General features: G+C 64.2%; 22 protein-coding genes, 1 tRNA gene and 1 pseudogene. 4 read left to right on the forward strand and 20 right to left on the reverse strand.

Annotation, left to right across the window (positions count from 1 at the left end; translation table 11 throughout):
- A partial coding sequence (locus tag WBH99_RS02880; RefSeq protein ID WP_424218606.1) for a TolC family protein occupies window positions 1-398 on the forward strand: 398 nt, incomplete at its 5' end.
- Between the two features lie 92 nt (window positions 399-490).
- Here WBH99_RS02880 and WBH99_RS02885 read toward each other — a convergent pair.
- The 19 genes and pseudogenes from WBH99_RS02885 to queA form a co-directional block, all read right to left on the reverse strand.
- Window positions 491-1,240: an energy transducer TonB gene (locus WBH99_RS02885; protein WP_424218607.1), complete on the reverse strand. Its 750-nt coding sequence runs from the start codon at window positions 1,238-1,240 to the stop codon at window positions 491-493.
- A gap of 193 nt (window positions 1,241-1,433) precedes the next feature.
- Window positions 1,434-1,574: a DUF3149 domain-containing protein gene (locus WBH99_RS02890; RefSeq protein WP_424218608.1), complete on the reverse strand. Its 141-nt coding sequence runs from the start codon at window positions 1,572-1,574 to the stop codon at window positions 1,434-1,436.
- 36 nt (window positions 1,575-1,610) lie between these two features.
- The gene (locus tag WBH99_RS02895; RefSeq protein WP_424218609.1) at window positions 1,611-2,129 is read right to left on the reverse strand and encodes a FixH family protein; all 519 of its coding nucleotides are present in this window, start codon (window positions 2,127-2,129) and stop codon (window positions 1,611-1,613) included.
- On the reverse strand, window positions 2,126-3,544 hold the full coding sequence (gene ccoG, locus WBH99_RS02900; RefSeq protein WP_424218610.1) for a cytochrome c oxidase accessory protein CcoG: 1,419 nt from the start codon (window positions 3,542-3,544) through the stop codon (window positions 2,126-2,128). Before ccoG ends, WBH99_RS02895 begins: the two co-directional genes overlap by 4 nt.
- A gap of 142 nt (window positions 3,545-3,686) precedes the next feature.
- Entirely contained in the window at window positions 3,687-4,583 is an 897-nt protein-coding gene (gene ccoP / locus WBH99_RS02905; protein ID WP_424218611.1) for a cytochrome-c oxidase, cbb3-type subunit III, read from the reverse strand.
- A 15-nt stretch (window positions 4,584-4,598) separates the two neighbouring features.
- Entirely contained in the window at window positions 4,599-4,772 is a 174-nt protein-coding gene (locus tag WBH99_RS02910; RefSeq protein ID WP_424218612.1) for a cbb3-type cytochrome oxidase subunit 3, read from the reverse strand.
- Between the two features lie 7 nt (window positions 4,773-4,779).
- Window positions 4,780-5,400, reverse strand: coding sequence for a cytochrome-c oxidase, cbb3-type subunit II (gene ccoO, locus WBH99_RS02915; RefSeq protein ID WP_424218613.1), 621 nt, complete (start codon window positions 5,398-5,400; stop codon window positions 4,780-4,782).
- Window positions 5,401-5,418: 18 nt separating this feature from the next.
- A complete protein-coding gene (gene ccoN, locus WBH99_RS02920) occupies window positions 5,419-6,849 on the reverse strand; it encodes a cytochrome-c oxidase, cbb3-type subunit I (RefSeq protein WP_424218614.1) in 1,431 nt (476 codons plus the stop codon).
- A gap of 330 nt (window positions 6,850-7,179) precedes the next feature.
- Entirely contained in the window at window positions 7,180-7,377 is a 198-nt protein-coding gene (gene ccoS / locus WBH99_RS02925; RefSeq protein ID WP_424218615.1) for a cbb3-type cytochrome oxidase assembly protein CcoS, read from the reverse strand.
- Window positions 7,377-9,782, reverse strand: a complete 2,406-nt coding sequence (locus tag WBH99_RS02930; RefSeq protein ID WP_424218627.1) for a heavy metal translocating P-type ATPase — start codon at window positions 9,780-9,782, stop codon at window positions 7,377-7,379. The genes ccoS and WBH99_RS02930 overlap by 1 nt, the downstream gene beginning before the upstream one ends.
- Before the next feature lie 189 nt (window positions 9,783-9,971).
- A pseudogene (locus tag WBH99_RS02935) lies at window positions 9,972-10,829 on the reverse strand (NAD(P)-dependent oxidoreductase); the annotation flags it as partial.
- On the reverse strand, window positions 10,826-14,230 hold the full coding sequence (locus tag WBH99_RS02940; protein ID WP_424218616.1) for a PAS domain-containing protein: 3,405 nt from the start codon (window positions 14,228-14,230) through the stop codon (window positions 10,826-10,828). The gene WBH99_RS02940 and the pseudogene WBH99_RS02935, both read right to left, overlap by 4 nt.
- A gap of 3 nt (window positions 14,231-14,233) precedes the next feature.
- Window positions 14,234-15,106 (reverse strand): NAD(P)-dependent oxidoreductase, encoded by an 873-nt coding sequence (locus WBH99_RS02945; protein ID WP_424218617.1) that lies wholly within the window; start codon window positions 15,104-15,106, stop codon window positions 14,234-14,236.
- Between the two features lie 74 nt (window positions 15,107-15,180).
- A complete protein-coding gene (locus WBH99_RS02950) occupies window positions 15,181-15,882 on the reverse strand; it encodes a cytochrome b/b6 domain-containing protein (RefSeq protein WP_424218618.1) in 702 nt (233 codons plus the stop codon).
- A gap of 204 nt (window positions 15,883-16,086) precedes the next feature.
- Window positions 16,087-17,058, reverse strand: coding sequence for a protein translocase subunit SecF (gene secF / locus WBH99_RS02955; RefSeq protein ID WP_424218619.1), 972 nt, complete (start codon window positions 17,056-17,058; stop codon window positions 16,087-16,089).
- An 11-nt stretch (window positions 17,059-17,069) separates the two neighbouring features.
- The gene (secD, locus tag WBH99_RS02960) at window positions 17,070-18,938 is read right to left on the reverse strand and encodes a protein translocase subunit SecD (RefSeq protein WP_424218620.1); all 1,869 of its coding nucleotides are present in this window, start codon (window positions 18,936-18,938) and stop codon (window positions 17,070-17,072) included.
- A gap of 76 nt (window positions 18,939-19,014) precedes the next feature.
- The gene (gene yajC / locus WBH99_RS02965; protein ID WP_424218621.1) at window positions 19,015-19,344 is read right to left on the reverse strand and encodes a preprotein translocase subunit YajC; all 330 of its coding nucleotides are present in this window, start codon (window positions 19,342-19,344) and stop codon (window positions 19,015-19,017) included.
- A 51-nt stretch (window positions 19,345-19,395) separates the two neighbouring features.
- A complete protein-coding gene (tgt, locus tag WBH99_RS02970) occupies window positions 19,396-20,508 on the reverse strand; it encodes a tRNA guanosine(34) transglycosylase Tgt (protein WP_424218622.1) in 1,113 nt (370 codons plus the stop codon).
- Window positions 20,498-21,532 (reverse strand): tRNA preQ1(34) S-adenosylmethionine ribosyltransferase-isomerase QueA, encoded by a 1,035-nt coding sequence (gene queA, locus WBH99_RS02975; RefSeq protein WP_424218623.1) that lies wholly within the window; start codon window positions 21,530-21,532, stop codon window positions 20,498-20,500. Before queA ends, tgt begins: the two co-directional genes overlap by 11 nt.
- A 53-nt stretch (window positions 21,533-21,585) precedes the next feature.
- Between queA and WBH99_RS02980 the strand changes: the two genes are divergently transcribed.
- The 3 genes from WBH99_RS02980 (at window position 21,586) to WBH99_RS02990 (ending at window position 24,552) form a co-directional block, all read left to right on the forward strand.
- Window positions 21,586-21,670 (forward strand) — tRNA-Leu (locus WBH99_RS02980).
- 223 nt (window positions 21,671-21,893) lie between these two features.
- Complete coding sequence (gene mdtD, locus WBH99_RS02985; RefSeq protein ID WP_424218624.1) at window positions 21,894-23,303, forward strand: multidrug transporter subunit MdtD; 1,410 nt, start codon at window positions 21,894-21,896, stop codon at window positions 23,301-23,303.
- 181 nt (window positions 23,304-23,484) lie between these two features.
- Window positions 23,485-24,552, forward strand: a complete 1,068-nt coding sequence (locus WBH99_RS02990) for a cation diffusion facilitator family transporter (protein ID WP_424218625.1) — start codon at window positions 23,485-23,487, stop codon at window positions 24,550-24,552.
- A gap of 32 nt (window positions 24,553-24,584) precedes the next feature.
- On the opposite strand, the gene WBH99_RS02995 is transcribed toward WBH99_RS02990, so the two are convergent.
- Window positions 24,585-25,509, reverse strand: a 925-nt coding sequence (locus WBH99_RS02995; RefSeq protein WP_424218626.1) for a patatin-like phospholipase family protein, incomplete at its 5' end; no start/stop codon positions are given.

The following is a 25,509-nucleotide window of genomic DNA, read 5'->3' on the forward strand; positions in this document are numbered from 1 at the left end:
CCATCTTCGATGCAGGCCGCAACCGCGCCAACCTCCAGATCGCCGAAACCACGCGCGACACGGCCCTGGCCCAGTACGACAAGGCCGTGCAGACCGCGTTTCGCGAAGTGGCCGATGCCCTGGCCGAGCGCGCCACGCTGGCCGAGCGCCTGCTGGCCCAGCAATCGCTGCAGGCGGCCACGCTGAGGGCTTTGCAGCTCTCCGAAGCACGCTACCGGCTCGGCGCCGACAGCTACCTGCCGGTGCTGGACGCCCAGCGCTCGCTCTACAGCGCGCAGCAAACGCTGATCGGGCTGGCGCTGGCCGAGCAGGTCAACCGCATCACGCTGTACAAGGTGCTAGGAGGCAGCTGGAACGACGCCACTCCGGATGGCGAGGCCACAATGCCAGGCCGTTGAACCTGGAAACGGCGGCGGGATGCCCTCACCCACGAGGTGAACGCCATCGCAACCCTCGCGCCTCGATTTCATGCGGCCTGGCAGGATGCCGCTCAAGGCTGTTGCAGGCTGAATTCGACGGGCAATATCAACTCAAAAGATTGTCCCCTCAGACTTTCCGGCAAAGGAGAGCGGCGTGCCGCCTGTTCCAGCATCAGGACGGCTTGCTCATCCAGGAGGGAATGGCCGGACCCCTTCAGCACTTCTACCACGCACTCGCCACCGCCCCGGGGCCACTGTAGACGCACGCGCACCACACCTTCCCAGCCTCGTTCCCGGGCTAGCGCCGGGTAGCGGCGGAATTCCCTGGCCGCTTGCGCCAAGGCGATGCGATATTGCCGCAGGGCATTTTCATCCACCCCGGGTGCCGGGTCAGAGGCCGTCATTTCTGGCTTGAGCCGCCCCTTTTCCGCCTGCGCACCGCCCGGACTCGAAGCTTGCGGTGCGGCGTCAGGCGGCGCCGACTCCGGCAAAACAGCCGCAACAGCCGCAACAGCCGCCTGCGCTGTTATGTGCGCCTGTTTTTGTCGTGTGCGGGGCTTGAGTGGCGCAGTCGGTCGGGCAGGCATGCTCCGCGCCAATCCGGGAGAGGACAAGCCGAAGTCAGCCTCCGCCGGGGCCGGCTGAGATGGGCCGGGTCCAGTCTTTTCCTGTTTGCCGCGCAACAACACCTGCATCTGGCGGCTCCCTGCCCTGAATTCGGGCCGCGGTTCGGGATGCAGGGTGAGCAGCACGAAGAGGTGCGCCAGCAGGGAGATCCCCAGGGCCCATGACAAACCCGCACTGGGCGCCGGCATCGCCATGATCAGCCGCCTCTTTGCCTGGTGGCGGGTCCGTGCTCTGCCTGCCAAAGGCTCGAAGCCTCCATCAAATGGCAGGCGCATGGTATTGGATCCACTATCATGGCCCGATCAGTTCGCAAAAAAACTCCAGAGGATCGCTCTGGAGTTTTTTTGCGAACTCCGGCCGGACCGGAGTCATTCAAGGGCACATGAATCAGTTGCGTTGATTTCTGGCATCTTCGTCCATCTTCTTCGTGAAATATCGAACGAAGAAAACGGCCATCAGCACTATGAAAACAATGGTAAACACACTCAGAAGACCGATATCGGATCCGAAAAGCAATTGCCAAGCCATGAGTCACCTCCCAGTAACGTTAATCGACAACAAAAATCAATGCAGGGGTCGCAGTTGCAAGGAAGCATCCGCATCGAGTTGCCAATCTCCCTGCAAACGCCAGGTCAAGTCCTGGTCTTCTAAAAGTACATGCCAGCGCCCGTCAACTTCGGTCCCCAGGGCACCCCTGTAAAAACCCTGGCCTTCATGGGTCAGCACCACCGTCTGGTCCATGCCACCCCGGGTCGGATGGATGATGCGAAAATTCAACTGGGCCGGAAAATTCATTTCCTTTTGTGCGGTCAGAATCAAGCGCAGCTGGGGGCCGCTTTGCATCACCTCGGCCCGCAGACCCAGTTCTTCGGCCATGCGATCCCGATGAATGCGCTGATTCACTGCCAGGCCCTGCTTGTAGTAATCATCCTCGACCATGCCGTCAAACGAGGTCAGCGCCAGCCAGAGGGTGATGGCACCCGCCACGATCACGGCGCTGGGGCCGGCCATGAGAATCCATGGCCAAGGCTCTTTGTACCAGGGTTGGGACAGGGTTTTGACAGGCATCGGTTTAGCGCTCATGGCATCAGGAAAGTCGTTTTTTCATGCACTGCCACCTGGGCATCATCCTCGGCGACCACATTGAAGAAAATCTTGTGAGACCCCTTGGGAGCGGCCTCGGGGGGCACACGCACATTGACCGTCACCTCCCGGTTTTCGGCCGGACCGGTTTCGACGCGCCGTTCGGAAGCCAGTTCGATGCCCTCCAGGCCCGTCACGCTGATCAGGAAGGCACGCGGAGCTTCGCTGACGTTCATCACCTTCATGGTGTAGACGTTCTCGATTTTACCGCCCTCCACTTCCCGGGCCAGGGTGGCGCGATCGCGAATCACATCGGCGCGCAGCGGAATCCGGGTTGCGATCGACCAGGCGGCGGCCAGGACGATCAGGACCAGGATCACGGTGTAAAGAATGATGCGCGGCCGCACGATATGGCTGAGCAGGCCAGTGCGATCAAACTTCCTGGCCAGGGCATTCTCGGAGGTATAGCGGATCAGGCCCCGGGGCATGCCCAACTTGTCCATGACCGCATCGCAGCCATCGATGCAGGCCCCGCAACTAATGCATTCATATTGCAGACCATTGCGGATGTCGATGCCGGTGGGGCAGACCTGAACGCAGATGCCGCAATCCACGCAATCCCCCAGCCTGGAGACATCCGCATCCTTCTTGCGGGCCCCCCTGGGTTCGCCTCGCTCGGCGTCATAGGTGATCACCAGGGTATCCGGGTCGAACATGACCGACTGGAAGCGGGCGTAGGGACACATGTATTTGCACACCTGCTCGCGCATGAAACCCGCCATCATGTAGGTGAAGCCGGCATAGAACAGGATCCAGAAGATCTCCCAGCCACCAAAATTGAAGGTGACCAGGTTGTCGACCAGCTCGTGCATGGGTGTGAAATAACCTACCAGGGTAAAGCCGGTCCATAGGGAGAACAGCAGCCAGAGGGCATGCTTGGTGAGCTTGAGACGCAGCTTGCGCCCATTCAGGGGCGCCTTGTCGAGCTTGATCCGGGCCAGCCGATCTCCTTCGATCCTGTTCTCGATCCACATGAAAATTTCGGTGTACACCGTCTGGGGACAGGTGTAACCACAGAAAAGCCGTCCGGCCACGGCCGAGAACAAGAACAGGCCATAGGCGGAAATGATCAGGAGCACAGCCAGATAGAACACGTCCTGAGGCCAGAGCACCATTCCGAACAGGTAGAACTTGCGCTCCACCAGATGAAAGAGAACCGCCTGACGATCATTCCACTGCAGCCAGGGCAGCCCATAGAACAGGGCCTGCGTACCCCAGACAAACACCCAACGCCATGTCGCCCACCATCCCGTCACCGGCCGGACGTAGATCTTCTTGTGTTTTTCATAGAGGGAGACCACCTTCTCTCCCTCCGGCCCAGGACCCGGGGTGCTGTTCTCGCGGTTATCGTTCATTTTTCAAGTACCGTATCAGAATTGTACGAGGCGCCATTCTCGACCGCTTGCGTCCATCCATTTTTGATACAGATCAGTATTTACTGATGCTCAAGGAAATTAAAACGGGGCGGTTTTCCGCCCCGTTTCATTCACGGCAGAATTACTGGGGGTGACTCAAGCCATACACATAGGCGGCCAGCAGATGCACCTTGCCCTCGCCGAGGAAGTCCTTCCAGACCGGCATCTTGTTCTGACGCCCGTTGGTGATGGTTTCCGTGATGGTGGCCTCGGAACTGCCATACAGCCAGGTACCATCGGTCAGGTTGGGAGAGCCGATCGCCTGCATCCCCTTGGCATCCATGCCATGACAGCCGGTGCAGCCTACGGTCATGAAGGCTTCACGGCCCTTGGCGGCGCGCGCCGGATCGGCGGGCAGACCGGACAGGGATCGCACATAGTTCGCCAGATTCTTGATCGTATCGGCGCCGAGGTGTGCATGGGGAGGCATGACACCCATCCGGCCGTTGCTGATGGTTTCCTCGATCTTGGCAGGCTCGCCGCCGTACAACCAGTCCCCATCGGTCAGATTGGGAAAGCCCTTCGAACCACGGGCATCGGCCCCATGACACTGCAGGCAGTAAGTCAGAAACAGGCGTTTGCCGGTTTCCATGGCTTGCTTGTCGCCCGCCAGCGCCTTGACATCCATTCCCAGATACTTGTCGTACATGGGCTTCAAGGCGGCATTGGCCTTGTCGACCTCCGCCTTGTGCTGACCCGCGGAGGTCCAGCCCAGCCAGCCCTTGAAGGAGCCCAGGCCAGGATAGAGGGCCAGATAGCCCAGTGCAAAGAGCACGGTGATGTAGAACATCCAGCTCCACCACTTGGGCAGCGGGTTGTTGTACTCCTCCAGGGTCTCATCCCAGGCATGACCGGTGGTCTTGCCCACGGTGAAATTGGCGGAACCCTGGCTCCAGAGGAACACGGCGCAGCCGATGACGCTGACCAGCACGATGCCGGTAACGTAAAAGTTCCAAAATTCGCTGACGAAATCGCTCATCTCTTTATCCTTTGATCAGCGGTGCCGGGTGTCATGCCCAGGCACCGAATCATCATCATCCGCAAACGGCAGGTTGGCGGCCTCATCGAAGCCCTTCTTGCTGTTCCTGCTGTAGGCCCACCCCACGATCCCGAGGAAGCAGAGCAACCCCAGGACTGTGGTCAGGGAGCGGAAATCGTTGATATCCATGGCCTTCTTACTTGAAGTTGGACAAGGCGGTGCCAAGACCTTGCAGGTAGGCGACCAGAACATCTTCTTCGGTCTTGCCTTCCAGGGCCTGCCTGGCACCCGCGATCTCTGCGTCCGTGTATGGCACGCCGACCTTCCTCAGCGCCAGCATCTTGGCTTCGATATCCTTGCCGACCGTTTGAGCGGCGGCAGTCTTTTCCAGCCAGGAGAAGGCGGGCATGTTGGACTCGGGCACGACGTCGCGAGGATTGCGCAGGTGGATACGCTGCCATTCATCAGAGTAGCGGCCACCGACACGTTGCAGGTCGGGACCGGTACGCTTGGAGCCCCACTGGAAGGGATGGTCATAGACGAACTCACCCGCCACGGAATAGTGGCCATAGCGCTCGGTCTCGGCCCGGAAGGGACGAATCATCTGGGAGTGGCAGTTGTAGCAGCCCTCACGCAGATACACGTCACGCCCTGCCAGACGCACGGGGTCATAAGGCGTCACCCCTTCGACGGCCTGAGTCGTGGACTTCTGGAAGAAGAGCGGCACGATTTCCAGCAAACCGCCCACGCTCACCACCAGCAGCGTCAGAACGATGAGCAAGCCTACGTTCTTCTCGATCTTTTCTTGATTGAACATTATCGCTGTCCTCCTGGATTAGGCGTGTTGAGCGGCAGGAGCCAGAACTGGAGCGTCATTCACGGTCTTGCCGCTGGCAATGGTCTTGAACATGTTGTAAGCCATGATGAGCATACCCACCAGGAACAAGGCGCCACCGATGAAACGGACGGTCCAGAAGGGATAGGAGCCCTTGACGGCCTCCACGAAGCTGTAGGTCAGGGTACCGTCGGCATTGACGGCGCGCCACATCAGGCCCTGCATCACGCCGGCAATCCACATGGAGGCGATGTAGAGCACCACACCGATGGTGGCGACCCAGAAGTGCACCGTCATCAGGCGCACGCTGTACATCTCGGGCTTGCCGAACAGGCGGGGCAGCAGGTAGTAGATGGAACCGATGGAGACCATGGCCACCCAGCCCAGCGCACCGGAGTGCACGTGACCCACGGTCCAGTCGGTATAGTGCGACAGGGCGTTTACCGTCTTCACGGACATCATGGGGCCTTCGAAGGTCGACATGCCGTAGAAGGACAGGGAGGTGATCAGGAACTTCAGGATGGGATCGTCACGCAGCTTGTGCCAGGCACCGGACAGGGTCATGATCCCGTTGATCATGCCGCCCCAGGAGGGCGCCAGCAGGATCAGGGAGAAGATCATGCCGACAGACTGGGTCCAGTCAGGCAGGGCGGTGTAGTGCAGGTGGTGCGGACCCGCCCACATGTAGGTGAAGATCAGGGCCCAGAAGTGCACCACGGACAGCCGGTAGGAATACACCGGACGCCCGGCCTGCTTGGGAATGAAGTAGTACATCATGCCCAGGAAGCCGGCCGTCAGGAGGAAGCCCACGGCGTTGTGGCCGTACCACCACTGCACCATGGCATCCTGCACGCCGGCATAGGCAGAGTAGGACTTGGTCAGGGTCACGGGGATTTCCGCGCTGTTCACGATATGCAGCAGGGCGATGGCAATGATGAAAGCGCCATAGAACCAGTTCGCCACGTAGATGTGCTTCACGGTACGCTTGGCGATGGTCCCGAAGAACACGATGGCGTAGGAAACCCAGACCACGGCGATCAGGAGGTCGATGGGCCATTCCAGCTCGGCGTATTCCTTGCCCGTGCTGAAGCCGAGGGGCAGGGAGACGGCCGCCAGCAGGATGACCAGCTGCCAGCCCCAGAAGGTGAAGGCGGCCAGCTTGTCGCAGAAAATCCGCGCATGGCTGGTACGTTGAACGACATAGTAGGAAGTTGCGAACAGGGCACTGCCGCCGAAGGCGAAAATCACCGCATTGGTATGCAGCGGGCGCAGGCGGCCAAAGTGCAGCCAGGGGCCGAAATTGAGCTCCGGCCAGACCAGCTGAGCGGCAATGATGACACCGACCAGCATGCCAACGATGCCCCAGATGACGGTCATCACGGCAAATTGCCGCACGACCTTGTAGTTATATGTGGTTTGCGTTTCCGACATGGACCCACCTCTCGTTTAATGAAAAAGACTGTACACCACCCCCCCAAAAACCAAGGCGGCGCATGGAACGGGATGCTATTTTAGCCCAGGGCGGGGCTATTTGACATAGATCAATTCAGCCCCAAAAGCGCACCGAAGCCCGGATTGACGGGCCCTGCTGAACCCCTGCCCACCCGGCGGCAGTTTTGCCCCGGACACAAAAAAAGGGTGCGCCGTAACGCACCCCAACCCCAACAGAGAAACAATCAAACCTGTTGCAAAGCAAGTAGTGAACTTGCGGCAAAGTGCTGCGGATCATACCCGGCGGCGGCCCCCCGGGCTTGACCCAAATCAAACAGAAGGTTTTTTTTCCTTTTCCACGCCGGGTGCCGCGGCCGCTTCCCTGGGCCTGTCGTCATCCATGAGCACCTTGAAGCCCGGCCCTTCGAGATCATCAAACTGCCCCCCTCTGACGGACATCCAGAACACCACGGCAATGACAAACACCAGCACCACCGACAGCGGTATCAGCAGATACAGAATCTCCATTACACTTCCTTTCGCTGAATTCTCAAGGCATTCATGACCACCAGCAACGAACTGGCGGACATGCCGATCCCTGCCGCCCAGGGCGTCACATGACCCATGGCGGCCAGGGGCAAGGCGAGGAAATTGTAGGCAAAAGCCCAGAGCAGGTTCTGGCGGATGACCCGCAAGGCGAAACGGCTGCGCCGCACCCCACGGCGCAGACATTCGAGGTTCTCGGAGAGCAGCAGCAGGTCTGCCTGGGTACGGGCCAGCTGGGAGCCCGCCCCCATGGCGACGGAGACCTGGGCCTGGGCCAGCACCGGCGCATCATTGACGCCATCCCCCACCATCGCCACCACCGCTCCCGCTTGCTGCAGGGCCAGCACCGCATCGCGCTTGGCCTGGGGCGACATGGCCGCCCGCACGTCGGCGATGCCGAGCGACAAGCCCAGCCGTTGAACCACCGCGTCCGCATCGCCGGACATCAGGATCACCTGACAGCCGGCCGCCTGCAAATCCGCCACCAGTTCCCGCGCTTCTTGCCGCAATTCGTCACCGATCCTGAAGAAAGCCAGGATGCCTTCCTCATCGCCCAGGGCCACGATGGTATCGCCTGCGGCCTGCCAGCCTTCGGGCCAGGGCACCGCGCCGGCAGCTGCCAGGGCCGCCACATAATCGGGACGCCCGATCCGCAGGCGGCGCCCGCTGACGACGCCCTCCAGCCCCTGCCCCGCTTCGGTTCGCACCGCTTCGGCCATGGGCAGCCGCCCGCCAGCCTCGACACCACGGCGGATGGCCAGCGCCAGTGGATGTTCGGAAGCGCATTCAAGCGCCGCCGCCAGCCCCAGGGCCTCGGCCCGCTCCCCTCTGCACACGGCCACGTCCTGCAGGCACATTTCGCCCTTGGTCAGGGTGCCGGTCTTATCGAACACGAAGTGGGTGGCGCGCGCCAGGGTTTCCACGGCATGACCGCGGGTGACCAGCAGACCATCCCTGGCCAGGGCGCCCGCGGCTACCGTCAGCGCAATCGGCGTCGCCAGGGCCAGGGCACAAGGACAGGTCACCACCAGCACCGAAACCGTGATCCACAAGGCCCGGGAGGGATCGACCAGATACCAGCCCAGGGCCACCAGCGCGGCAAAGAGCAACAAGCAAGCCACGAACCAGTGCGCGATACGGTCTGCCAGTTCCACGATGCGCGGCTTTTCGGCGGCGGCCCGCTCCATCAGGCGGATGATGGCGGAAAGCCGGGTGGATTCCCCCACCTGCTCGACCAGGATGAACAGCGGGCTTTCCATATTGATGGAACCCCCGGTCACGCTATCGCCGGCCTGCTTGGCCACCGGCCGGCTCTCGCCGGTGAGCAGCGCCTCGTTGACATTGCCATGTCCTTCGAGCACCCGGCCGTCAGCCGGAATGGTGTCCCCCGGCCGCACCAGGGCCACATCTCCGGGCCGGAGGTCCGACACCACCACCTGCTCCGGCTCCCGGTTCGCGGGAAAGCCCTGCACCCGCTGGCAGAACGCCGGCTGCAACCTGGCCAGGGCCTCGGAAACACTGACCGCCTTTTGCCGGGCCGTCATTTCAAGATAGCGCCCGCCCAGCAGGAAAAACACGAACATCACCACGGAGTCGAAATACACCTCCCCCGTCCGGGTCAGGGTTGCCCAGACGCTGGCCACGAAGGCGGCCGCAATCCCCAAGGCCACCGGCACATCCATGCCGACCCGGCGCAACTTGAGATCCCGCCAGGCGCCCTTGAAGAAAGGGGCGGCGGAATACAGCATCACCGGCAGGGTCAGGGCCAGGCTGGCCCAGCGGATCAGGGTTTCGATATCCATGGACATGTCGCCCTCGCCGGCGAGATAGACCGGGATCGCATACATCATCACCTGCATCATGCCGAAACCGGCCACCCAGAGCCGCCACAGGGCCTCGCGGCGCTCCTTCCTTGCCAGTTCCTCGTGCTTGGCCGCATCGTATGGGTAGGCGCGATAACCGATCGCGCTGATCGCCGACAGGATGTCGGAGAGCTTGATCCGGCGGCTATCCCAGCGCACCCGGGCACGCCGGGTGGCGTAATTGACATCGACGCCGGTCACCCCCGGCAACTGGCCGATATGGCGCTCATTGAGCCAGACGCAGGCTGAGCAGGTGATCCCCTCCAGGATCAGTGAAGCTTCCCGCTCATGTTCACCGAGTTCCCGGACAAAGCTCTTCTGGAACTCCGCATGGTCGAACATCAGCAGCTGGTCCAGAATCGCCGGCATGGCCTCCCGGGGCGACTCGGGCATGGCATCGCGGCTGGTGTAATAATCTTCCAGTCCATTTTCCACGATGGCCTGGGCAACAGCCTGGCACCCGACGCAGCACATTTGCCGCGGCACCCCACGAATCCGGACAAAAAAGCCGGCACCGTCCGGCATGGGCAGACCGCAGTGATAGCAAACCTCCTGCTCCCGGCTCGCGTCATGGGCCACGGCCCCGCGGGTCCCGGCGCTCAGTTCTGCATTCAATTCTGGCATGGGCATCTCAAACCAAGCCTCGCGGCCCCCATTCAAGGAGGGGTGAGCATGAACGGCTGGCTGCCCCTCAGAATTCCCGCCCCGATCCGCCTGCTCCAGCACCCGCAGCAAAGCGGCCGTATCGTCCCGGCCCCAGCCCTGGCCCATCAGGGCGTTGAGTTGCTGGCCGACCTGGGCCGCCAGGGGCAGAGGCACCCCGAGGCGGAAGGCTTCGCGCAGCAGAATGCCGAAATCCTTGTGATGCAGGCGGGCCTCGATACCGGCCGCAAAATCACGCTGCACCATGCGCTCGCCCATCACCTCCAGCACCCGGCTGGCGGCGGAACCACCGGCCAGCGCCGCTTTCACCCGGGCCGGGTCAACCCCGGCGGCAACGGCCAGATGCAGGGCCTCGGCCACCGCTTCGATGGCGGCCACCATGATCATCTGGTTGCAGGCCTTGGCGACCTGGCCGGCGCCGCTTTCCCCCACATGCACGATGCCTTGCCCGAGACAGGCGAGCAGTGGCCTCACTCGCTCCAGGGTCTCGGTGCGGCCGCCGGCCATGATGGCGAGGCTGGCCGCCACGGCACCCTGGGCGCCGCCCGAGACCGGCGCATCGAGAAAATCCGCCCCCTTGTCGCGGTAAGCCGCCGCCAGTTCGCGGGCGGTGCCAGGGCTGATGGTGCTCATGTCCACATGGATGAAGCCCGGCGCGGCCCCGGCCAGCAGGCCCGCGCTGCCCTGCACCAGGCCGGCCACGTCGGCATCGGCAGTGACGCTACTGATCACCACCTCGCAGGCTGCCGCCAGGGCCGCCGGGCTTGCAAGCTCCCGCGCGGCGCAATCCGCCAGCGGCGCCAATGCTTCCGGGCGCCGGGCCCAGACATGCAGCTCATGCCCCGCGCCAGCCAGATGCCGCGCCATGGGCAGCCCCATGGCACCGAAACCGATGAATCCTACCTTCATGACTGCGCCTCCCCCGGGATGAATCGGGCGATGCCGTTTCGCCCCTGTTCCTTGATACGGTACATGGCCTGATCGGCCTGCTCCACCAGCTGCGTCCCCTCCGGGTCGTCGTCCGGGAATACCGTGTAGCCGATGCTGCAGGAAACCTCCACCTCATCTTCGCCCAGGTCGATCGGCTGGAGGGCGGCGGCCAGCAGCTTGGCGGCGATCTGTTCCACCTGCTCCGGTTCTTTGAGGTTCTGCAGCAGCACCATGAATTCGTCGCCAGCAATGCGGGCCAGGGTGTCATCTTCCCGCACACAGCGGGACATGCGCCGCGCTATGGCCTGCAGCACCCGATCGCCAGCCTGATGGCCGTAGCTGTCATTGATCTGCTTGAAACGGTCCAGGTCGATGAACAGCACAGCGAGGCGGGTACCCAGGCGCCGGGCCCGGGCCAGGCCGGCCTTGAGCCGGTCGTGGAACAGCAGGCGGTTGGGCAGGCCGGTCAGGTAATCATAGTTGGCCGCTTTCCACATCCGCTCTTCGCGGCGCTTGCGCTCGGTGATGTCCATGTAGACGCCCACATAGCGCTCCACGCCGCCGCCCGGGTTGCGGATGGCGGTGATGGCCAGCCACTGCGGCACCATCTCGCCCGTGCGGCGGCGGTTCCACACCTCGCCCTCCCAGTTGCCTTCCTGGCGCAGGCTCTGCCAGAGATCGCGGTGGAGCGCCGGATTCGGGTGCCCCGGGTTCATCACCTCGCCCACCGGGCGGCCGACGATGTCCGGCAACGCGTAGCCGGCCAGGCGGCAGAAGGCTGGGTTGGCCTGGACAATGCAGCCCTCGGCATCGGTGACGACGATGGGCTGGCTGGTGGAATTGACCACCGCCTCGGCCAGCTGGCCATTGAGTTGAGCCGCCTTGGCGCGGGTGATGTCGGCAAAGGTGATGACCACCCCATGCGCCTGTTCGTCGCCTGGCAGCAGCAGGGGCCGGGCATTGACGGTGAGCCAGACCCGGCTGCCATCGGGATGCAGCACCCCCATCACCACCCGATCCACGGGCTGGCCGGTGGCCCTGGCCAGCGTCGCCGGATGCTCCGCCCCGGACAGGCTGGTGCCGTCTTCCCGGATGGCCTGCCAGCAGCTATCCAGACTATCGAGCCCCAGCATCTGCGCGCGGCTCACCCCGAGAATCTGGCAGGCCGCATCGTTGCAAAAGGTGATGACGCCCCGGGCATCCTGAACCACCACCCCTTCGGCCATCGCGGCCACCAGGGAGCGGTAACGCGCCTCGCTTTCGGCCATGGCATCTTCCACCCGCTTGCGGGCCGTGATGTCCTGCACGGTGCCGAGCATGCGTACCGGCGTGCCCTGGGCATCGAACAGGGGATTGCCCCGCTCCTGGACGTAACGGATGCCACCATCGGGACGCTGGATGCGGTGGTCGACCTGATAGGGCCGCCGGTCGCGCAGGCTTTCATCGATGGCGGCCTGGACCCGGCCCCGGTCATCCGGGTGAATGCGCAGGGTGAAGGCTTCCAGCGTCGGGCTGCACTCGCCCGGCTCCAGGCCGAAGATGCGGAAGGTTTCGTCGGACCACCACAGCCCCCCCGAAGCAATATCCCACTCCCACCCTCCCATCTGGGCCAGCGCCTGCACTTCGGCCAGGCGCTGGCGCTCCTGCACCAGGGCCAGTTCGACCGCCTTGCGCTCACTGATGTCGGTTTGCATCCCCATGAAACGGCAGGGCAGCCCCGCTTCATCCCACTCCACCGCCTGGCCCCGGGACAGCACCCAGCGCCAGCCCCCTTCCTTGGTGCGCATGCGGAATTCCGCTTCGTAGAAAGGGGGGCGGCGTTCCCGGCAGGACTGAGCCAGCCGCATCGCCTCCGGCAGGTCATCGGGATGCATCAGCCTTGTCCAGGTCTCGCAGTCATCCTCGATGTCTTCGGGGCTGTAACCGAGCATGGCCTTCCAGCGTGGCGAATACCAGGCCGCCCGGGTCCGCAGGTTGATGTCCCAGACTCCATCCCGGGAGGCGGTCACGGCCCACTGCCAGCGCTGCTCCGCCTCGTGCAGGGCCGCGGCCATGCGGCGTGACTCGGTCACATCGAACACCACCCCGCGGATCAGGATGGGCTGGCCCGCCGGATCCACTTCACGGACGCCCCGGGCAAACAGGATTTTTTCGCTCCGGCCCTCTGCCGGCAACATCCGGTATTCCACCTCGAAGGGCTGCCCCTCCTGCCTGCAGCGCGCCACTGCCGCCTCAACCCGCTTCCGGTCATCGGCATGAATGCGCGTCATGAAAGCCGCGACGCTGGGCGGCGGCTCGTCCCTGGCAAAGCCGAAAACATCTTGAGCAGAGGGCGACCAGCGCAGACATGGCTGCACCAGGTCTTCTTCCCAACTGCCGAAGCCGGCCAGGTTCAGGGTTTCTTCCAGGCGCTCGCGCTCGTGCTGGCGCAGCCGCTCGACGCGTTCGCTTTGTTGCAGATAGCGACAGGAAACCCACCATATCAGCAGCACCAGCGCCGTTGCCGCAGCGGCCAGATAGCCGTATTGACGCGATTCCTTGCCTATCCCGGCTCGCACGCCGGCCATGGAAAGGGAAACGCCGGCCAGCAAGTCCTGCTCCGCCAGGGGCTGGTAGGCGATCATCCGTTCCCGGCCATCCAGCGTGCTGGGGCGCAAATGCGCCTGGTAGGGCGGCGAGATGAAGGGCCGCACCGATTCAGGCAGTCGCACCCCGAGATAGGCGTCGACCTGGGGATAACGGCTGACCACGGTGAGATCGGGTTTGATCAGGGTCAGCACATGGTCCTCCCCCAGATCGATATCGTGTCCGACCTGGGCCAGGGCACGGGCCGGAACGGAAAATACCAGCACCCCGGCAAAGCGGCCCTGGGCATCGTCGAGGCGGCGCGATACCTGCACGGTCCATTGCTGCGATACCCGCCCCAGCACGGGCGCGCCGATGTAGGGACGGTCCCGGTCCTCACCCAGATGCACCAGGAAATGCGGACGGTCGGAAAGATCAACGGGCCGGGCCGGCGTGCCCAGGCTGGAATACTGCAACTGGCCATCGCGCCCGATCACGGCAACCTGGATCACCAGACCGGCCAGCGGCCCCTGGCAGAGCAGGGCCGTCGTGCGCTTGAACAGCCCGGTATCGCCGCGCTGGAACAGGTCGCGCAGGACCAGCATGGCAACATCCAGTTCCTGCAGGGCGCTGCGCACCACTTCGCCATAGACACGGGCCATGTTCTCGGCCCGGATGCGCTGGGCCGTCTCGTACCGGGCGTGAATCTCCCCCGTTTCGTGCTGCACGGCCAGCCAGATGCTCAAGATCAGCACCGCCGCCAGCAGACCGGCCAGTTGCCGCAGACGCACGAACCAGGAAACGGCGGCCGGCATGTCTTAACGCCCCGAAAGCTGTTCGAGCAGCTCGAGCAGGGCGATGGAATCCTTTTCCGCCAGGCCCTGGCCGACCATGGCATTGAACAGCTGCGCCGTCGCCGCCGCACCGGGCAGCATCACCCCCAGTTCAAAGGCCGTTGCCATGACGATATTCATGTCCTTCTGGTGCATCCACGCCTTGAAACCCGGCTTGAAATTGCGTTCCAGCATGCGCTGACCATGATTTTCGAGGATTTTTGAATGGGCAAAGCCGCCCAGCAGGGCTTCCCGCACCCTGGCCGGGTCCACCCCGGACTGGCGCGCGAAGTTGAAGGCTTCGGCCACGGCCAGCACCCCCATCCCGGTCACCACCTGATTCGCCGCCTTGGCGACCTGGCCGGCGCCGGAAGCACCCACATGAACGATGTTCTTGCCCATTGCCGCGAAGGCGGGCAGCGCCCGGTCGAAGGCGGCCTGGCTGCCGCCGACCATGATCGACAAGGTAGCGGCGATGGCCCCGGCCTCGCCGCCGGAAACCGGGGCGTCGAGGAAATCGATCCCGGCTGCCGCCAGATCCCCGCCGATGGCCCGGGCTGCCACCGGGGCGATGGTGCTCATGTCCGCCGCCACCAGCCCGGAGCGGGGGCGGCAGGCCAGCCCCTGCTCGCCGAGCATCACCTGGTGCACATCCGGGGCATCGGCCACCATGGAAATCACCAGTTCCGCCCAGCTCCCCAGATCCGCCGGATTTTCCCCTGGCGCGGCCCCCGCCGCCAGGAGCGGCGCCATCGACTCGGGACGACGGGCCCATACCTTGAGCTCATGCCCTGCCTCGAGCAGATTGAGGGCCATGGGTCTGCCCATGATCCCCAGTCCGATAAAACCGATTTTCATGCTTTTGCGCCCGCCTCAAGACAAAAAGTTCTCAGTGCAGCCATCCGTGCCCCGAGCTTGCCACCCGCGGCCTCTCACCAGGCCGGCGTTTGCACCGCGGCGGGAGGCGGCGGTGCCGGCATCCAGGACCCTGCTGCCCCCCACAGCGCCAACCCCGCCAGGGCCAGGGCCAGGATCAACGCCAGCGGGCCGCCGCCCTGGGCCGACTCCCCCTGCTCCCCCAGCTCCCTCTTATCCGCCTCCTTCCAGCCGGTAATCATGGGTTTCACCAGATTGTCCTTTTTCACATGGGCGTAAAACAGGATGGCGCCCACATGCAGGACGACCAAGGCCAGGATCACCTTGCTCAGCAACTGGTGCATCCCCGTCAGGCGGCTGGAGAGTTCGCTGCCCGCCAGCTCATAGAGGGGGCCGCGAAAGGCGATGTCGTCATTGGCAAAGAGGCCCAGCACCGCCTGTAAGCCGACGAGGCCGAGCAGGGCGAAGACCGACAGGGCGCCGAGCGGGTTGTGGCCCAGTCCCCGCCATTCCCCGTGGAGATAGGCGCGAATGCGCCCCGGCGAAGGAAAGAACTGGGCAAAGCGGGCGTAGGTGGGGCCGACGAAGCCCCAGACCAGGCGAAAGGCGATCAGCCCCAGCGCGAACAGACCGATTTTGCCGTGCCACTCGATGGCATTGCCGCCCACCTCGCCGGTCACGAACAAAGCCAGCACCGCCGCTGCCAGCAGCCAGTGGAAAAGCCGGGTGGGCAAGTCCCAAAGCCTGATTTTCTGCATCTCGTTCTCCTGAAGAAAAAGCCCTTTTCCCGGGCCGCGCGGCAAGGATAGCCGAATGCCCGCCGCCTGGGCAGCCCGGGCAGGAGGCGGCCATGCAGGGCGGCAGGGCCTGGGGATGGACACTGTGGCCACGGCCTGGGCCGTGTCGTGAAGCCATCGATGCACGCCACCGCAGGACCGCACCCCGGAGCGGCGGCCCTGTCCTCAGACGCAGGCGCCGTCCTCGGTCACGTTGGGGTCCTTGGCCTTGGGCGGTTTGACGAACTGCTCGCGGGACACGCCCAGCCACATCACCAAGGGCGAAGCCACCAGTACCGAGGAATAGATGCCGAAGCAGATGCCGATGGTCAGCGCCAGGGAGAAGAAGTACAGGGTTTCCCCGCCAAACAGCAACATCGACAGCACCATGATCTGGGTGGAGCCGTGCGTGATCACGGTGCGGGAGATGGTGCTGGTGATGGCGTGGTCCAGGATCTGGGGCGTACTCAGGCTGCGCGCCTTCCTGAAGGTTTCCCGCACCCGGTCGAACACCACCACCGACTCGTTCACCGAGTACCCCAGCACGGCCAGCACCGCCGCCAACACCGAGAGAGAAAATTCCCACTGGAAGAAGGCGAAGAAGCCCAGGATGATGATCACGTCATGCAGGTTGGCGATGATGGCGGAAACGGAAAAGCGCCATTCGAAGCGCAGGGCTAGATACACCATGATGCCGACGATCACCAGCAGCAGCGCCAGTGCGCCGTTTTCAGCCAGCTCCTTACCCACCTGAGGACCGACGAATTCCACCCGGCGCAGGTGGGCACCGGGGGCCTCGGTCTCCAGCGCCGCCAGGACCTGCTCGCCCTGACGCACCATACCCTGCTCACCGGCGGCCTCATCAGCACTGATCGATTTGAGCGGCAGGCGGATCAGGACATCGCGGGACGACCCGAAGTTCTGCACGGCAAAATCGGAATACCCGGCCAAGGATAGCGCGCCGCGCACTTTTTCCAGATCGGCGGCCTCCTCGTAATTCACTTCCACCAGGGTGCCGCCGGTAAATTCCACCGACAGGTGCAGCCCCCGGGTCGCGAGGAAGAACACGGCCAGCGCAAAGGTGATCACCGAGATGATGTTGAACACCAGCGCATGGCGCATGAAGGGAATGTCTTTTTTGATGCGGAACAGTTCCATGCTGCTTCCCCTTACTTGGCCGTATCGGCGTCAGGTTTCCAGACCTGGCCAATGGCGACCTTGGTCAGTTTCTTCTGGCGGCCATAAATCAGGTTCACCAGGGCGCGGGATACCACCACCGCCGAGAAGATGGAGGTGAGAATGCCCAGACAATGCACCACGGCAAAGCCGCGCACCGGGCCGGAGCCGAAGATCAGCAGCGCCAGGCCGGCGATCAAGGTGGTGATGTTGGAGTCGAGGATGGTGCCGAAGGCCCGCTCATAGCCGGTGGTGATGGCCGTCTGGGGCGGCAGGCCATTGCGCAGTTCTTCCCGCACCCGTTCATTGATCAGGACGTTGGCGTCGATGGCCATACCCAGGGCGAGGGCGATGGCGGCGATGCCGGGCAGGGTCAGGGTGGCCTGAAGCATGGAGAGCAGGGCCACCAGGAACAGCAGGTTGGCGGCCAGGGCCACCACCGAGATGACACCAAACACCTGATAGTAAATGATCATGAACACGGCGATGGCAACGAAGCCCCAGAGGGTGGAGTCAAAACCCTTCTTGATGTTTTCGGCGCCCAGGGAGGGGCCGATGGTGCGCTCTTCGATGATGTTCATGGGCGCGGCCAGCGAACCGGCGCGCAGCAGGAGGGCGGTGTCATTGGCTTCCTGGGTCGTCATGCGCCCGGAAATCTGCACCCGGCCACCGCCGATTTCACTGCGGATCACGGGGGCCGTCACGACTTCGCCCCGGCCCTTCTCGATCAGCAGGATGGCCATACGTTTGCCCACGCTCTCCCGAGTCACATCGCGGAAAATGCGGGCCCCGGAAGAATCCAGGGTGAGATGCACGGCAGGTTCGTTGGTCTGGCTGTCGAAACCGGCCTGGGCATCGGTAAGCCGCTCGCCGGTCAGCACCACCTGCTTCTTCACCAGCAGCGGCGCCCCGCCCCGCTCGGTGTAGAGCTCGGTGCCAAACGGCACCTGGCCGGCGAGGGCGCGCTCCAGGGCGCCAGGGGTGTCATCCACCATGCGGATTTCCAGGGTGGCGGTGCGGCCCAGGATGTCCTTGGCCTTGGCGGTATCCTGCACCCCCGGCAGTTGCACCACGATCCGGTCGGCGCCCTGCTGGGCAATCACCGGCTCGGCCACCCCCAGTTCGTTGATGCGGTTGTGCAGGGTGTTGATGTTCTGCTTGATGGCGTATTCGCGCAGCTTGACCAGCGCCTCGGGCTTCAGGGTGGCGACCAGGCGCAGACTGCCGGCGTCGTCCTGTTCAACCAGGCTCAGGTCGGCCATGTCGGCGGCAATGGCCGCACGGGCCTTGTCACGCGTTCCGGCATCGCGGAAATTGATGACGATGCGATCGCCTTCACGGTCGATGCCGGCATGGCGCACATTCTTGTCCCGCAGCAGGGTGCGCAGATCGGCACTGATGGAATCGAGACGCTTCGCCTGGGCACCGGGCATGTCCACCTGGAGGAGGAAGTGCACCCCGCCGCGCAGGTCCAGGCCCAGGTACATGGGCAGGGCGCCGATGTGGGTGAGCCACTTGGGCGAGGCGGTGAGCAGGTTCAGGGCAATGACGTAGTCGGCATTGGCCGGGTCGGGATTGAGGGCTTTTTCCAGGGCATCCTTGGCCTTCAACTGGGCATCGCCATCCTTGAGACGGATCTTGATCCCGTTGGGCTCCACGAAAATGCCATCCGCCGCCACCTGGGCCTGCTGCAGGATGTCTTCTATGCGCGGCAAGATGCCGGCATCGACCTTGAGGGTGGCCCGGTTCGAGGAAACCTGCACCGCCGGCGCCTCGCCAAAGAAGTTGGGCAAGGCATAGATGAAACCGATCAGCAGGGCCACGGCCACCGTGATGTATTTCCAGAGGGGATAGCGATTCATGGGAAACCTTGAGGCTAGATCCAGAAACAGGACAAGGATGGGGCCAGCGGCCCCCTCCCGGAGGGGTTTGCCGGAATTAGACGGCGGACTTGAGGGTGCCCTTGGGCAGCACGATCTGCACCGCCGGACGCTGCACCACGATCTCGACGCCTTCTGCCACTTCCAGGGCAATATAGTGGTCGCCCACCTTGACGATGCGGCCGGTGATACCGCCCTGGGTCACGACTTCGTCACCCTTTTGCAGGGCATCGGTCATGGCCTTGTGTTCCTTGGCGCGCTTCATCTGGGGACGGATCATCAAAAACCAGATGACCACGAACATCAGGATCAAGGGCAGAAACTGCATGAGACCACCGGCAGGACCAGCGGCGGCAACGGCTTCCTGAGCATGGGCAAGGCTAATCATGGACGGGTACTCCCAATTGAAAATCACGAAGGCGGCGATTCTAACATCCCTTTAGCGGACGCCCCGCTGACGGTCGTCCCGGAATTTTCTGACAAAAGCATCGAATTGCCCCTGTTCAATCGAACTGCGCATTTCCGCCATCAGGTTCTGGTAATAACGCAGGTTGTGCAGGGTGTTGAGCATCGCACCGAGGATTTCACCGGCCCGGAACAGGTGATGCAGGTAGGCCCGGCTGAAGTTCCTGCAGGTGTAGCAGTCGCAGCTGGCATCGAGCGGCCCCTTGTCCTGGCGGTAGCCGGCGTTCTTGATCTTCACATCGCCGTAGCGGGTGAACAGATGGCCGTTCCTGGCGTTGCGGGTGGGCATGACGCAGTCGAACATGTCGATGCCCTGACCCACGGCAAACACCAGGTCCTCGGGCGTGCCGACGCCCATCAGGTAGCGGGGCTTGTCGGCGGGCAGCTGCGGCGCCGTATGCGCCAGGATGCGCGCCATCTCCGCCTTGGGTTCCCCCACCGAAAGCCCGCCGATCGCCATGCCGTCGAAGCCGATGTCGCACAGGCCCGCCACCGATTCATCGCGCAGCGGCTCGTACATGCCACCCTGGACGATGCCGAACAGGGCATTGGTATTGCCCAGCTTGCGGTGCTGATCCCTGGAGCGCCGCGCCCAGCGCAGCGACAGGCGCATCGACTGGGCCGCCTCGTCCAGGCTCGCCGGGTAAGGCGTGCACTCATCGAAGATCATGACGATGTCGGAATCGAGCCCATGCTGGATGTCCATCGAACCTTCCGGCGTCAAAAACAGCTTGGCCCCGTCGATGGGAGAGGAAAACTTCACCCCCTCCTCGCCGATCTTGCGCATGGCGCCCAGGGAAAACACCTGGAACCCGCCGGAATCCGTAAGGATGGGCTTTTGCCAGTTCATGAAATCATGCAGGCCACCAAACTGCCTGATCACCTCCAGCCCGGGCCTGAGCCAGAGGTGGAAGGTGTTGCCCAGGCAGATCTGGGCGCCGATGTCGTGCAGGGACTGGGGCGTCATGGCCTTGACCGTGCCATAGGTGCCGACCGGCATGAACACGGGAGTCTGCAGCACGCCGTGGGCCAGGTGGAGGGTGCCACGCCGGGCGGCGCCGTCGGTTTTCAGGAGTTCAAATTGCATCTCGTTTTTCCAGAAGCATGGCGTCGCCATAGCTGAAGAAGCGGTATTTTTCTGCCACCGCATGGGCGTAAGCCGTGCGGATATCGTCCAGGCCCGCAAAGGCGGAAACCAGCATCAGCAGGGTCGATCTGGGCAGATGAAAGTTGGTGATGAGCCGATCCACGACCTGGAAGCGATAGCCGGGCGTGATGAAGATGTCGGTTTCCCCCTCGCCCGCCTGCACCTGGCCGCAGGGCAGGGCCGAGGCTTCCAGGGTCCGCATCGAGGTCGTGCCCACGGCAATCACCCGCCCGCCCCGCGCCCGGGCGGCGGCAATGGCGGCCGCCGTGGCCTCGGGCACCCGATAGCGTTCCGAGTGCATCTTGTGGTCGGCGATCCGCTCCACCCGCACCGGCTGATAAGTGCCCGCCCCGACATGCAGGGTCACCTGGGCGGTGTGCACCCCCTGGCTCGCCAGGAGGGCCAGCATCGCCTCGTCGAAATGAAGGCCGGCGGTAGGTGCCGCCACGGCGCCGGGATGCCGGGCATAGACGGTCTGGTAACGGCTTTCGTCCACCGCTTGCGGGCGATGCGTGATGTAGGGGGGCAGAGGCAGGCTGCCGTAAGCCTCGGCCTTTTCCCAGAAATCTCCCTCGCCTTCGAGTTCCAGGGTGAAGAAACCGGCATCGCGCCCCACCACCGTCACCCAGAAGGCATCGGCCAGGCACATCCGCCCGCCCAGCCTGGGCGGCTTGCTGGCGCGGATCTGGGTCAGGGCGCGGCGGGCATCGAGGATGCGTTCGAGCATCACTTCCACCCGGCCGCCGCTCTCCTTTTGGCCAAACAGACGCGCCTTGATCACCTTGGTGTCGCTGAACACCAGCAGGTCGCCGGGCGCCAGCAGATCGGGCAGATCAAGAAAATAGAGGTCCGCAAGCCGCGTCCCGTGCACATGCAGCAGCCGGCTGCCACTGCGCTCCGGGGCCGGATGCTGGGCGATCAGCGCCGGCGGCAGGGGAAAATCGAAGTCGTCTAAGCTCAGCAAGGTATCTTGTGGCCTCGGGTTGATTCAGGGATAATCCGCCCTCTTCATCTCGTGCCGAGATGGCGGAATCGGTAGACGCAGCGGATTCAAAATCCGCCGCCGCAAGGTGTGAGGGTTCGAGTCCCTCTCTCGGCACCATCCGTAAAACCGGCCTCCCTCTGCGTCTCTGGCTCTGGCTCTGGCTCTGGCTCTATCCCTGTGGTTCTGTGGTTCTGTGGCTCTGTGGCAAAACCGGCCTCCATCAGCCCCCGATCCATCAGCCCCGAAAGCCCCCCTCCAAAACAAAAGGGCGCCATTCTAGCAGCCTGCCGGGCTTTCCCTGAGCAAAATGACGCTTCGTCCCTGGAATTCCGCCAGAGCCATGCAACCGACCCTACCTCTCGACCCCCGCAGCGCACGGCTCCTGCCCTGGCTGGTGGCGATCGCCTTCTTCATGCAGACGCTCGACAGCACCATCCTCAATACGGCGCTGCCGGCCATGGCCCTCGACCTGGCCGAGGACCCGCTGCGCATGCAGGGCGTGGTGATCGCCTACATGCTCACCGTCGCCCTGCTGATTCCAGCCTCGGGCTGGATCGCCGACCGCTTCGGCAGCCGGCAGATCTTCGTTGCCGCCATTTTGCTGTTTTCCCTGGGCTCGCTGCTTTGTGCCCTGTCGCCGCGGCTCGATCTCCTGATCGCCGCCCGCGTCGTGCAGGGGCTGGGCGGCGCGCTGATGCTGCCGGTGGGGCGCCTCGTGGTGCTGCGCGCCTATCCGCGCAGCGAGTTCGTGCGCATCATGGCCTTCATCGCCTTGCCGGGCCTGGTCGGGCCGCTGCTCGGGCCCACCCTGGGCGGCTGGCTGGTGGAGTACGCCTCCTGGCACTGGATCTTCCTGATCAACCTGCCGGTGGGCGTGCTCGGCTGCCTGGCCGCCTTACGCTTCATGCCCGATTTCAAGGCGGCGCTACGGCCGCGCTTCGATACCCCGGGCTTTCTTTTGTTCGGCGCCGCCATGGTGCTGATCACCATCGCCCTGGAGGGCCTGGGCGAGCTGCACATGCCGCATGCCCGGGTGATGCTGCTCCTGTTTTGCGCCACCGCCTGCATGGCCGCCTACTGGCTGCGCGCCGGGCGCGTCGAGGCGCCGCTCTTCAGCCCGCGGCTGTTCCGGACCCGCAGCTTCGCCGTCGGCATCCTCGGCAACCTGTTTGCCCGCCTGGGCGGCGGCGCCCTGCCCTTTCTCGTGCCCTTGCTGCTGCAGGTGGCGCTCGGCTATTCCCCGGCCGAGGCCGGCATCAGCATGATCCCGCTCGCGCTCGGCGCCATGGCGGTCAAGTCCCTGGCCAAGCCGATCATCGACCGCTTCGGCTATCGCCGCCTCTTGCTCGGCAACACGCTCTTGCTCGGCGGCCTGATCGCCAGCCTGGCAGGCATCGGCGCGCACACTCCGGGCTGGCTGCTGGCGCTGCATCTGGGCCTGGTCGGCACGGTCAATTCCCTGCAATTCACCGCCATGAACACCATCACCCTGATCGACCTCAGCGACACCGAGGCCAGTAGCGGCAACGGCCTGCTCTCGGTAGTAGTGCAACTTTCGATGAGCCTGGGCGTTGCCATCGCTGCCGCGCTGCTCGGTGGCTTCACGATGGAGGCCGATGTGCTGCAGGCCTTTCGCTTGACCTTCCTCTGTGTCGGCGCCATCACCATGCTCGCGGCGGCGCTGTTTGCCCAGCTCGATCCCGGCCCCCCCGGCCCCGAGCCGCGCCGCCCGGTGGAGGCGGGTGGATGAGGCGGGCGCCACACCGCCCTCTGAATGCCTCGGCCATCCGGCGGGGGCGTTGCGATTTCATCGCAAACAGCCCCCTGCGCTGCCCGCCGCGCTAAACTCACCCGGTACTCCCGGCACGGTACTGCCGGTACTCAAACGATGCGGGCATCGATCCACGAATTCAAGGAACTCACCCAAGACCATGAAAAATTCATCCTCCGGATTCAAGGCGGTGCTTGTCTGGCTCGGTTTTGCTCCGCCAGACGGTGGCGACCATACCCACGGCCGACCTCATGACCATGGCGGCGCCCATGGCCACACTCACGGCGTCGTGGACCCGACCCTCGCTACGACGGAGCGCGGTATCTGGGCGATCAAGTGGTCGTTCGTGATTCTGGCCATCACGGCTTTGCTCCAGGTTGCAGTCGTGCTGCTGTCGGGCAGCGTGGCGCTGCTCGCAGATACGATCCACAACATTGGTGACGCCGTTACCGCGATCCCGCTGTGGATCGCGTTCCGCCTGGTCCGGCGCGGCGCGAGTCCGCGCTTCACTTATGGCCTGGGGCGCGTCGAGGATCTGGCCGGTGTCGTGATTGTGCTCATCATCCTGTTCAGCGCGATCGTCGCGGGTCATGAGGCGATCGATCGCTTGCTGCATCCGCAGCCGATCCAGCAACTACTGTGGGTCGCGGTGGCCGGTCTGACCGGCTTCCTGGGTAACGAAGCGGTGGCGATCTTCCGCATCCGTGTCGGCCGGCAGATCAACAGTGTGGCACTCATGGCCGACGGCTATCATGCGCGCACCGATGGGCTGACCAGCCTGGCGGTCGTGGCCGGCGCGCTTGGCGTCTGGCTCGGCTTCCCCCTGGCCGACCCGATCATCGGGCTGCTGATCACCCTTGCCATCTTTGGCATCGTCTGGCAAGCGGCGAAGGCGGTGCTGACGCGCATGCTAGATGGGGTCGAGCCATCGCTGCCCGATGCAATCCGGCATGTCGCCGGGCATGTCCCCGGGGTTCGCACCGTGCTCGATGTGCGCGCCCGCTGGCTGGGACACCGGCTTGTCGCGGAACTCGACATCGCGGTGGACGGCGACATTACCGTAGCCCAGGCCGACGCGGTGGCGGCTGCCTTCGAGCAGGAACTGAAGGACCATTTGCCGGCCTTGCAGGCGGCCCATATCCGCATCAGACCATTCGAGGCGCAAGGCATGGCGGACCAGCACGGCCGCACGGGCCAGGAGACTCGCCACGGCGGCGTGGAGGCCTGATTCGATACGGCCTGGCAAGGGACATCAAGCGCTCAAGCGCCCTGTCCCGCTACAGGGGTTTTCCTTCTTGCCCACTGGGCCAGTTGTTCGGCCGCGCTGCGGTAGCCGATGTCGATGATTTCTTCGGCGCGGTCGAATTCCATGAAGCGCACCGCGCCCAAGGGCGGCTGAATCAGGATCTCGGGCCGGTCTTGTTGCAAGGCGGCTTCGGTGATGCGCGCCTGCATGATGTAAAGCGAGGCCAGCAGCACCTCGAAAATGCCGGGCAGCGGCTCCAGGGGCGCCTTGTTCAGCCAGGACTCGAATTGCGCCAGCACCGGACTGTTGCTGGCCTGCAGGCTCGCCAGCAGGCGCGCCATGATGGGTCCATGGCCGTTGGCGTGGGCAACGGGGCGGGACACCCGGCCTGCCACGATGTCGTGGTTGAGGTCGACGGCGATGACCAGATCGGCCCCCATGGCGCGCGCCACGCTCACCGGCACCGGATTGACCAGCCCGCCATCGACCAGGATGCGGCCGTTGCTGCGCACCGGGGTCACGATGCCGGGCACCGCGATGCTGGCACGCACCGCTTCGGTCAGATCGCCGGCCGTTGCCACCACCGCTTCGCCCGTCATGAGGTCGGTGGCCACGGCGGCAAAGGGCAGCAACAGATCCTCGATATGGGCGCTGGGCACATGGGCGCGCACGAATTCCGCAACCCGCTGGCCGTCGATCAGCCCCGAGCGGGGAAACACCGGGTCGAGCAGGGCAAGAATGCCGGGCCAGTCGAGATTGCACAGTCTGGCGGTCAAGCCATCGAGTTTGCCCGAGGCAAAGACGGCACCGATGACTGCCCCCATGCTGGTGCCGGCCACCCGGTCGACCGTGATGCCGGCCTCTTTCAGGGCACGCAGCACGCCGATGTGCGCCAGACCGCGCGCCGAACCGCTGCCCAGCGCCAGGCCGATCCGGGGC

It is taken from the genome of Azovibrio sp. (assembly GCF_049658005.1).
Taxonomy (GTDB): domain Bacteria; phylum Pseudomonadota; class Gammaproteobacteria; order Burkholderiales; family Rhodocyclaceae; genus Azovibrio.

What these genes read in the sequence shown, in the direction of transcription:
- ccoS (WP_424218615.1), bottom strand. Translation starts at nt 7,377, where the DNA reads ATGGAGATTCTGTATCTGCTGATACCGCTGTCGGTGGTGCTGGTGTTT.
- yajC (WP_424218621.1), bottom strand. Translation starts at nt 19,344, where the DNA reads ATGATTAGCCTTGCCCATGCTCAGGAAGCCGTTGCCGCCGCTGGTCCT.
- WBH99_RS02895 (WP_424218609.1), bottom strand. Translation starts at nt 2,129, where the DNA reads ATGAGCGCTAAACCGATGCCTGTCAAAACCCTGTCCCAACCCTGGTAC.
- tgt (WP_424218622.1), bottom strand. Translation starts at nt 20,508, where the DNA reads ATGCAATTTGAACTCCTGAAAACCGACGGCGCCGCCCGGCGTGGCACC.
- WBH99_RS02885 (WP_424218607.1), bottom strand. Translation starts at nt 1,240, where the DNA reads ATGGCGATGCCGGCGCCCAGTGCGGGTTTGTCATGGGCCCTGGGGATC.
- WBH99_RS02945 (WP_424218617.1), bottom strand. Translation starts at nt 15,106, where the DNA reads ATGAAAATCGGTTTTATCGGACTGGGGATCATGGGCAGACCCATGGCC.
- WBH99_RS02930 (WP_424218627.1), bottom strand. Translation starts at nt 9,782, where the DNA reads ATGCCGGACGGTGCCGGCTTTTTTGTCCGGATTCGTGGGGTGCCGCGG.
- WBH99_RS02950 (WP_424218618.1), bottom strand. Translation starts at nt 15,882, where the DNA reads ATGCAGAAAATCAGGCTTTGGGACTTGCCCACCCGGCTTTTCCACTGG.
- ccoP (WP_424218611.1), bottom strand. Translation starts at nt 4,583, where the DNA reads ATGAGCGATTTCGTCAGCGAATTTTGGAACTTTTACGTTACCGGCATC.
- mdtD (WP_424218624.1), top strand. Translation starts at nt 21,894, where the DNA reads ATGCAACCGACCCTACCTCTCGACCCCCGCAGCGCACGGCTCCTGCCC.
- ccoG (WP_424218610.1), bottom strand. Translation starts at nt 3,544, where the DNA reads ATGAACGATAACCGCGAGAACAGCACCCCGGGTCCTGGGCCGGAGGGA.
- WBH99_RS02990 (WP_424218625.1), top strand. Translation starts at nt 23,485, where the DNA reads ATGAAAAATTCATCCTCCGGATTCAAGGCGGTGCTTGTCTGGCTCGGT.
- secF (WP_424218619.1), bottom strand. Translation starts at nt 17,058, where the DNA reads ATGGAACTGTTCCGCATCAAAAAAGACATTCCCTTCATGCGCCATGCG.
- ccoN (WP_424218614.1), bottom strand. Translation starts at nt 6,849, where the DNA reads ATGTCGGAAACGCAAACCACATATAACTACAAGGTCGTGCGGCAATTT.
- WBH99_RS02890 (WP_424218608.1), bottom strand. Translation starts at nt 1,574, where the DNA reads ATGGCTTGGCAATTGCTTTTCGGATCCGATATCGGTCTTCTGAGTGTG.
- secD (WP_424218620.1), bottom strand. Translation starts at nt 18,938, where the DNA reads ATGAATCGCTATCCCCTCTGGAAATACATCACGGTGGCCGTGGCCCTG.
- ccoO (WP_424218613.1), bottom strand. Translation starts at nt 5,400, where the DNA reads ATGTTCAATCAAGAAAAGATCGAGAAGAACGTAGGCTTGCTCATCGTT.
- WBH99_RS02910 (WP_424218612.1), bottom strand. Translation starts at nt 4,772, where the DNA reads ATGGATATCAACGATTTCCGCTCCCTGACCACAGTCCTGGGGTTGCTC.
- WBH99_RS02940 (WP_424218616.1), bottom strand. Translation starts at nt 14,230, where the DNA reads ATGCCGGCCGCCGTTTCCTGGTTCGTGCGTCTGCGGCAACTGGCCGGT.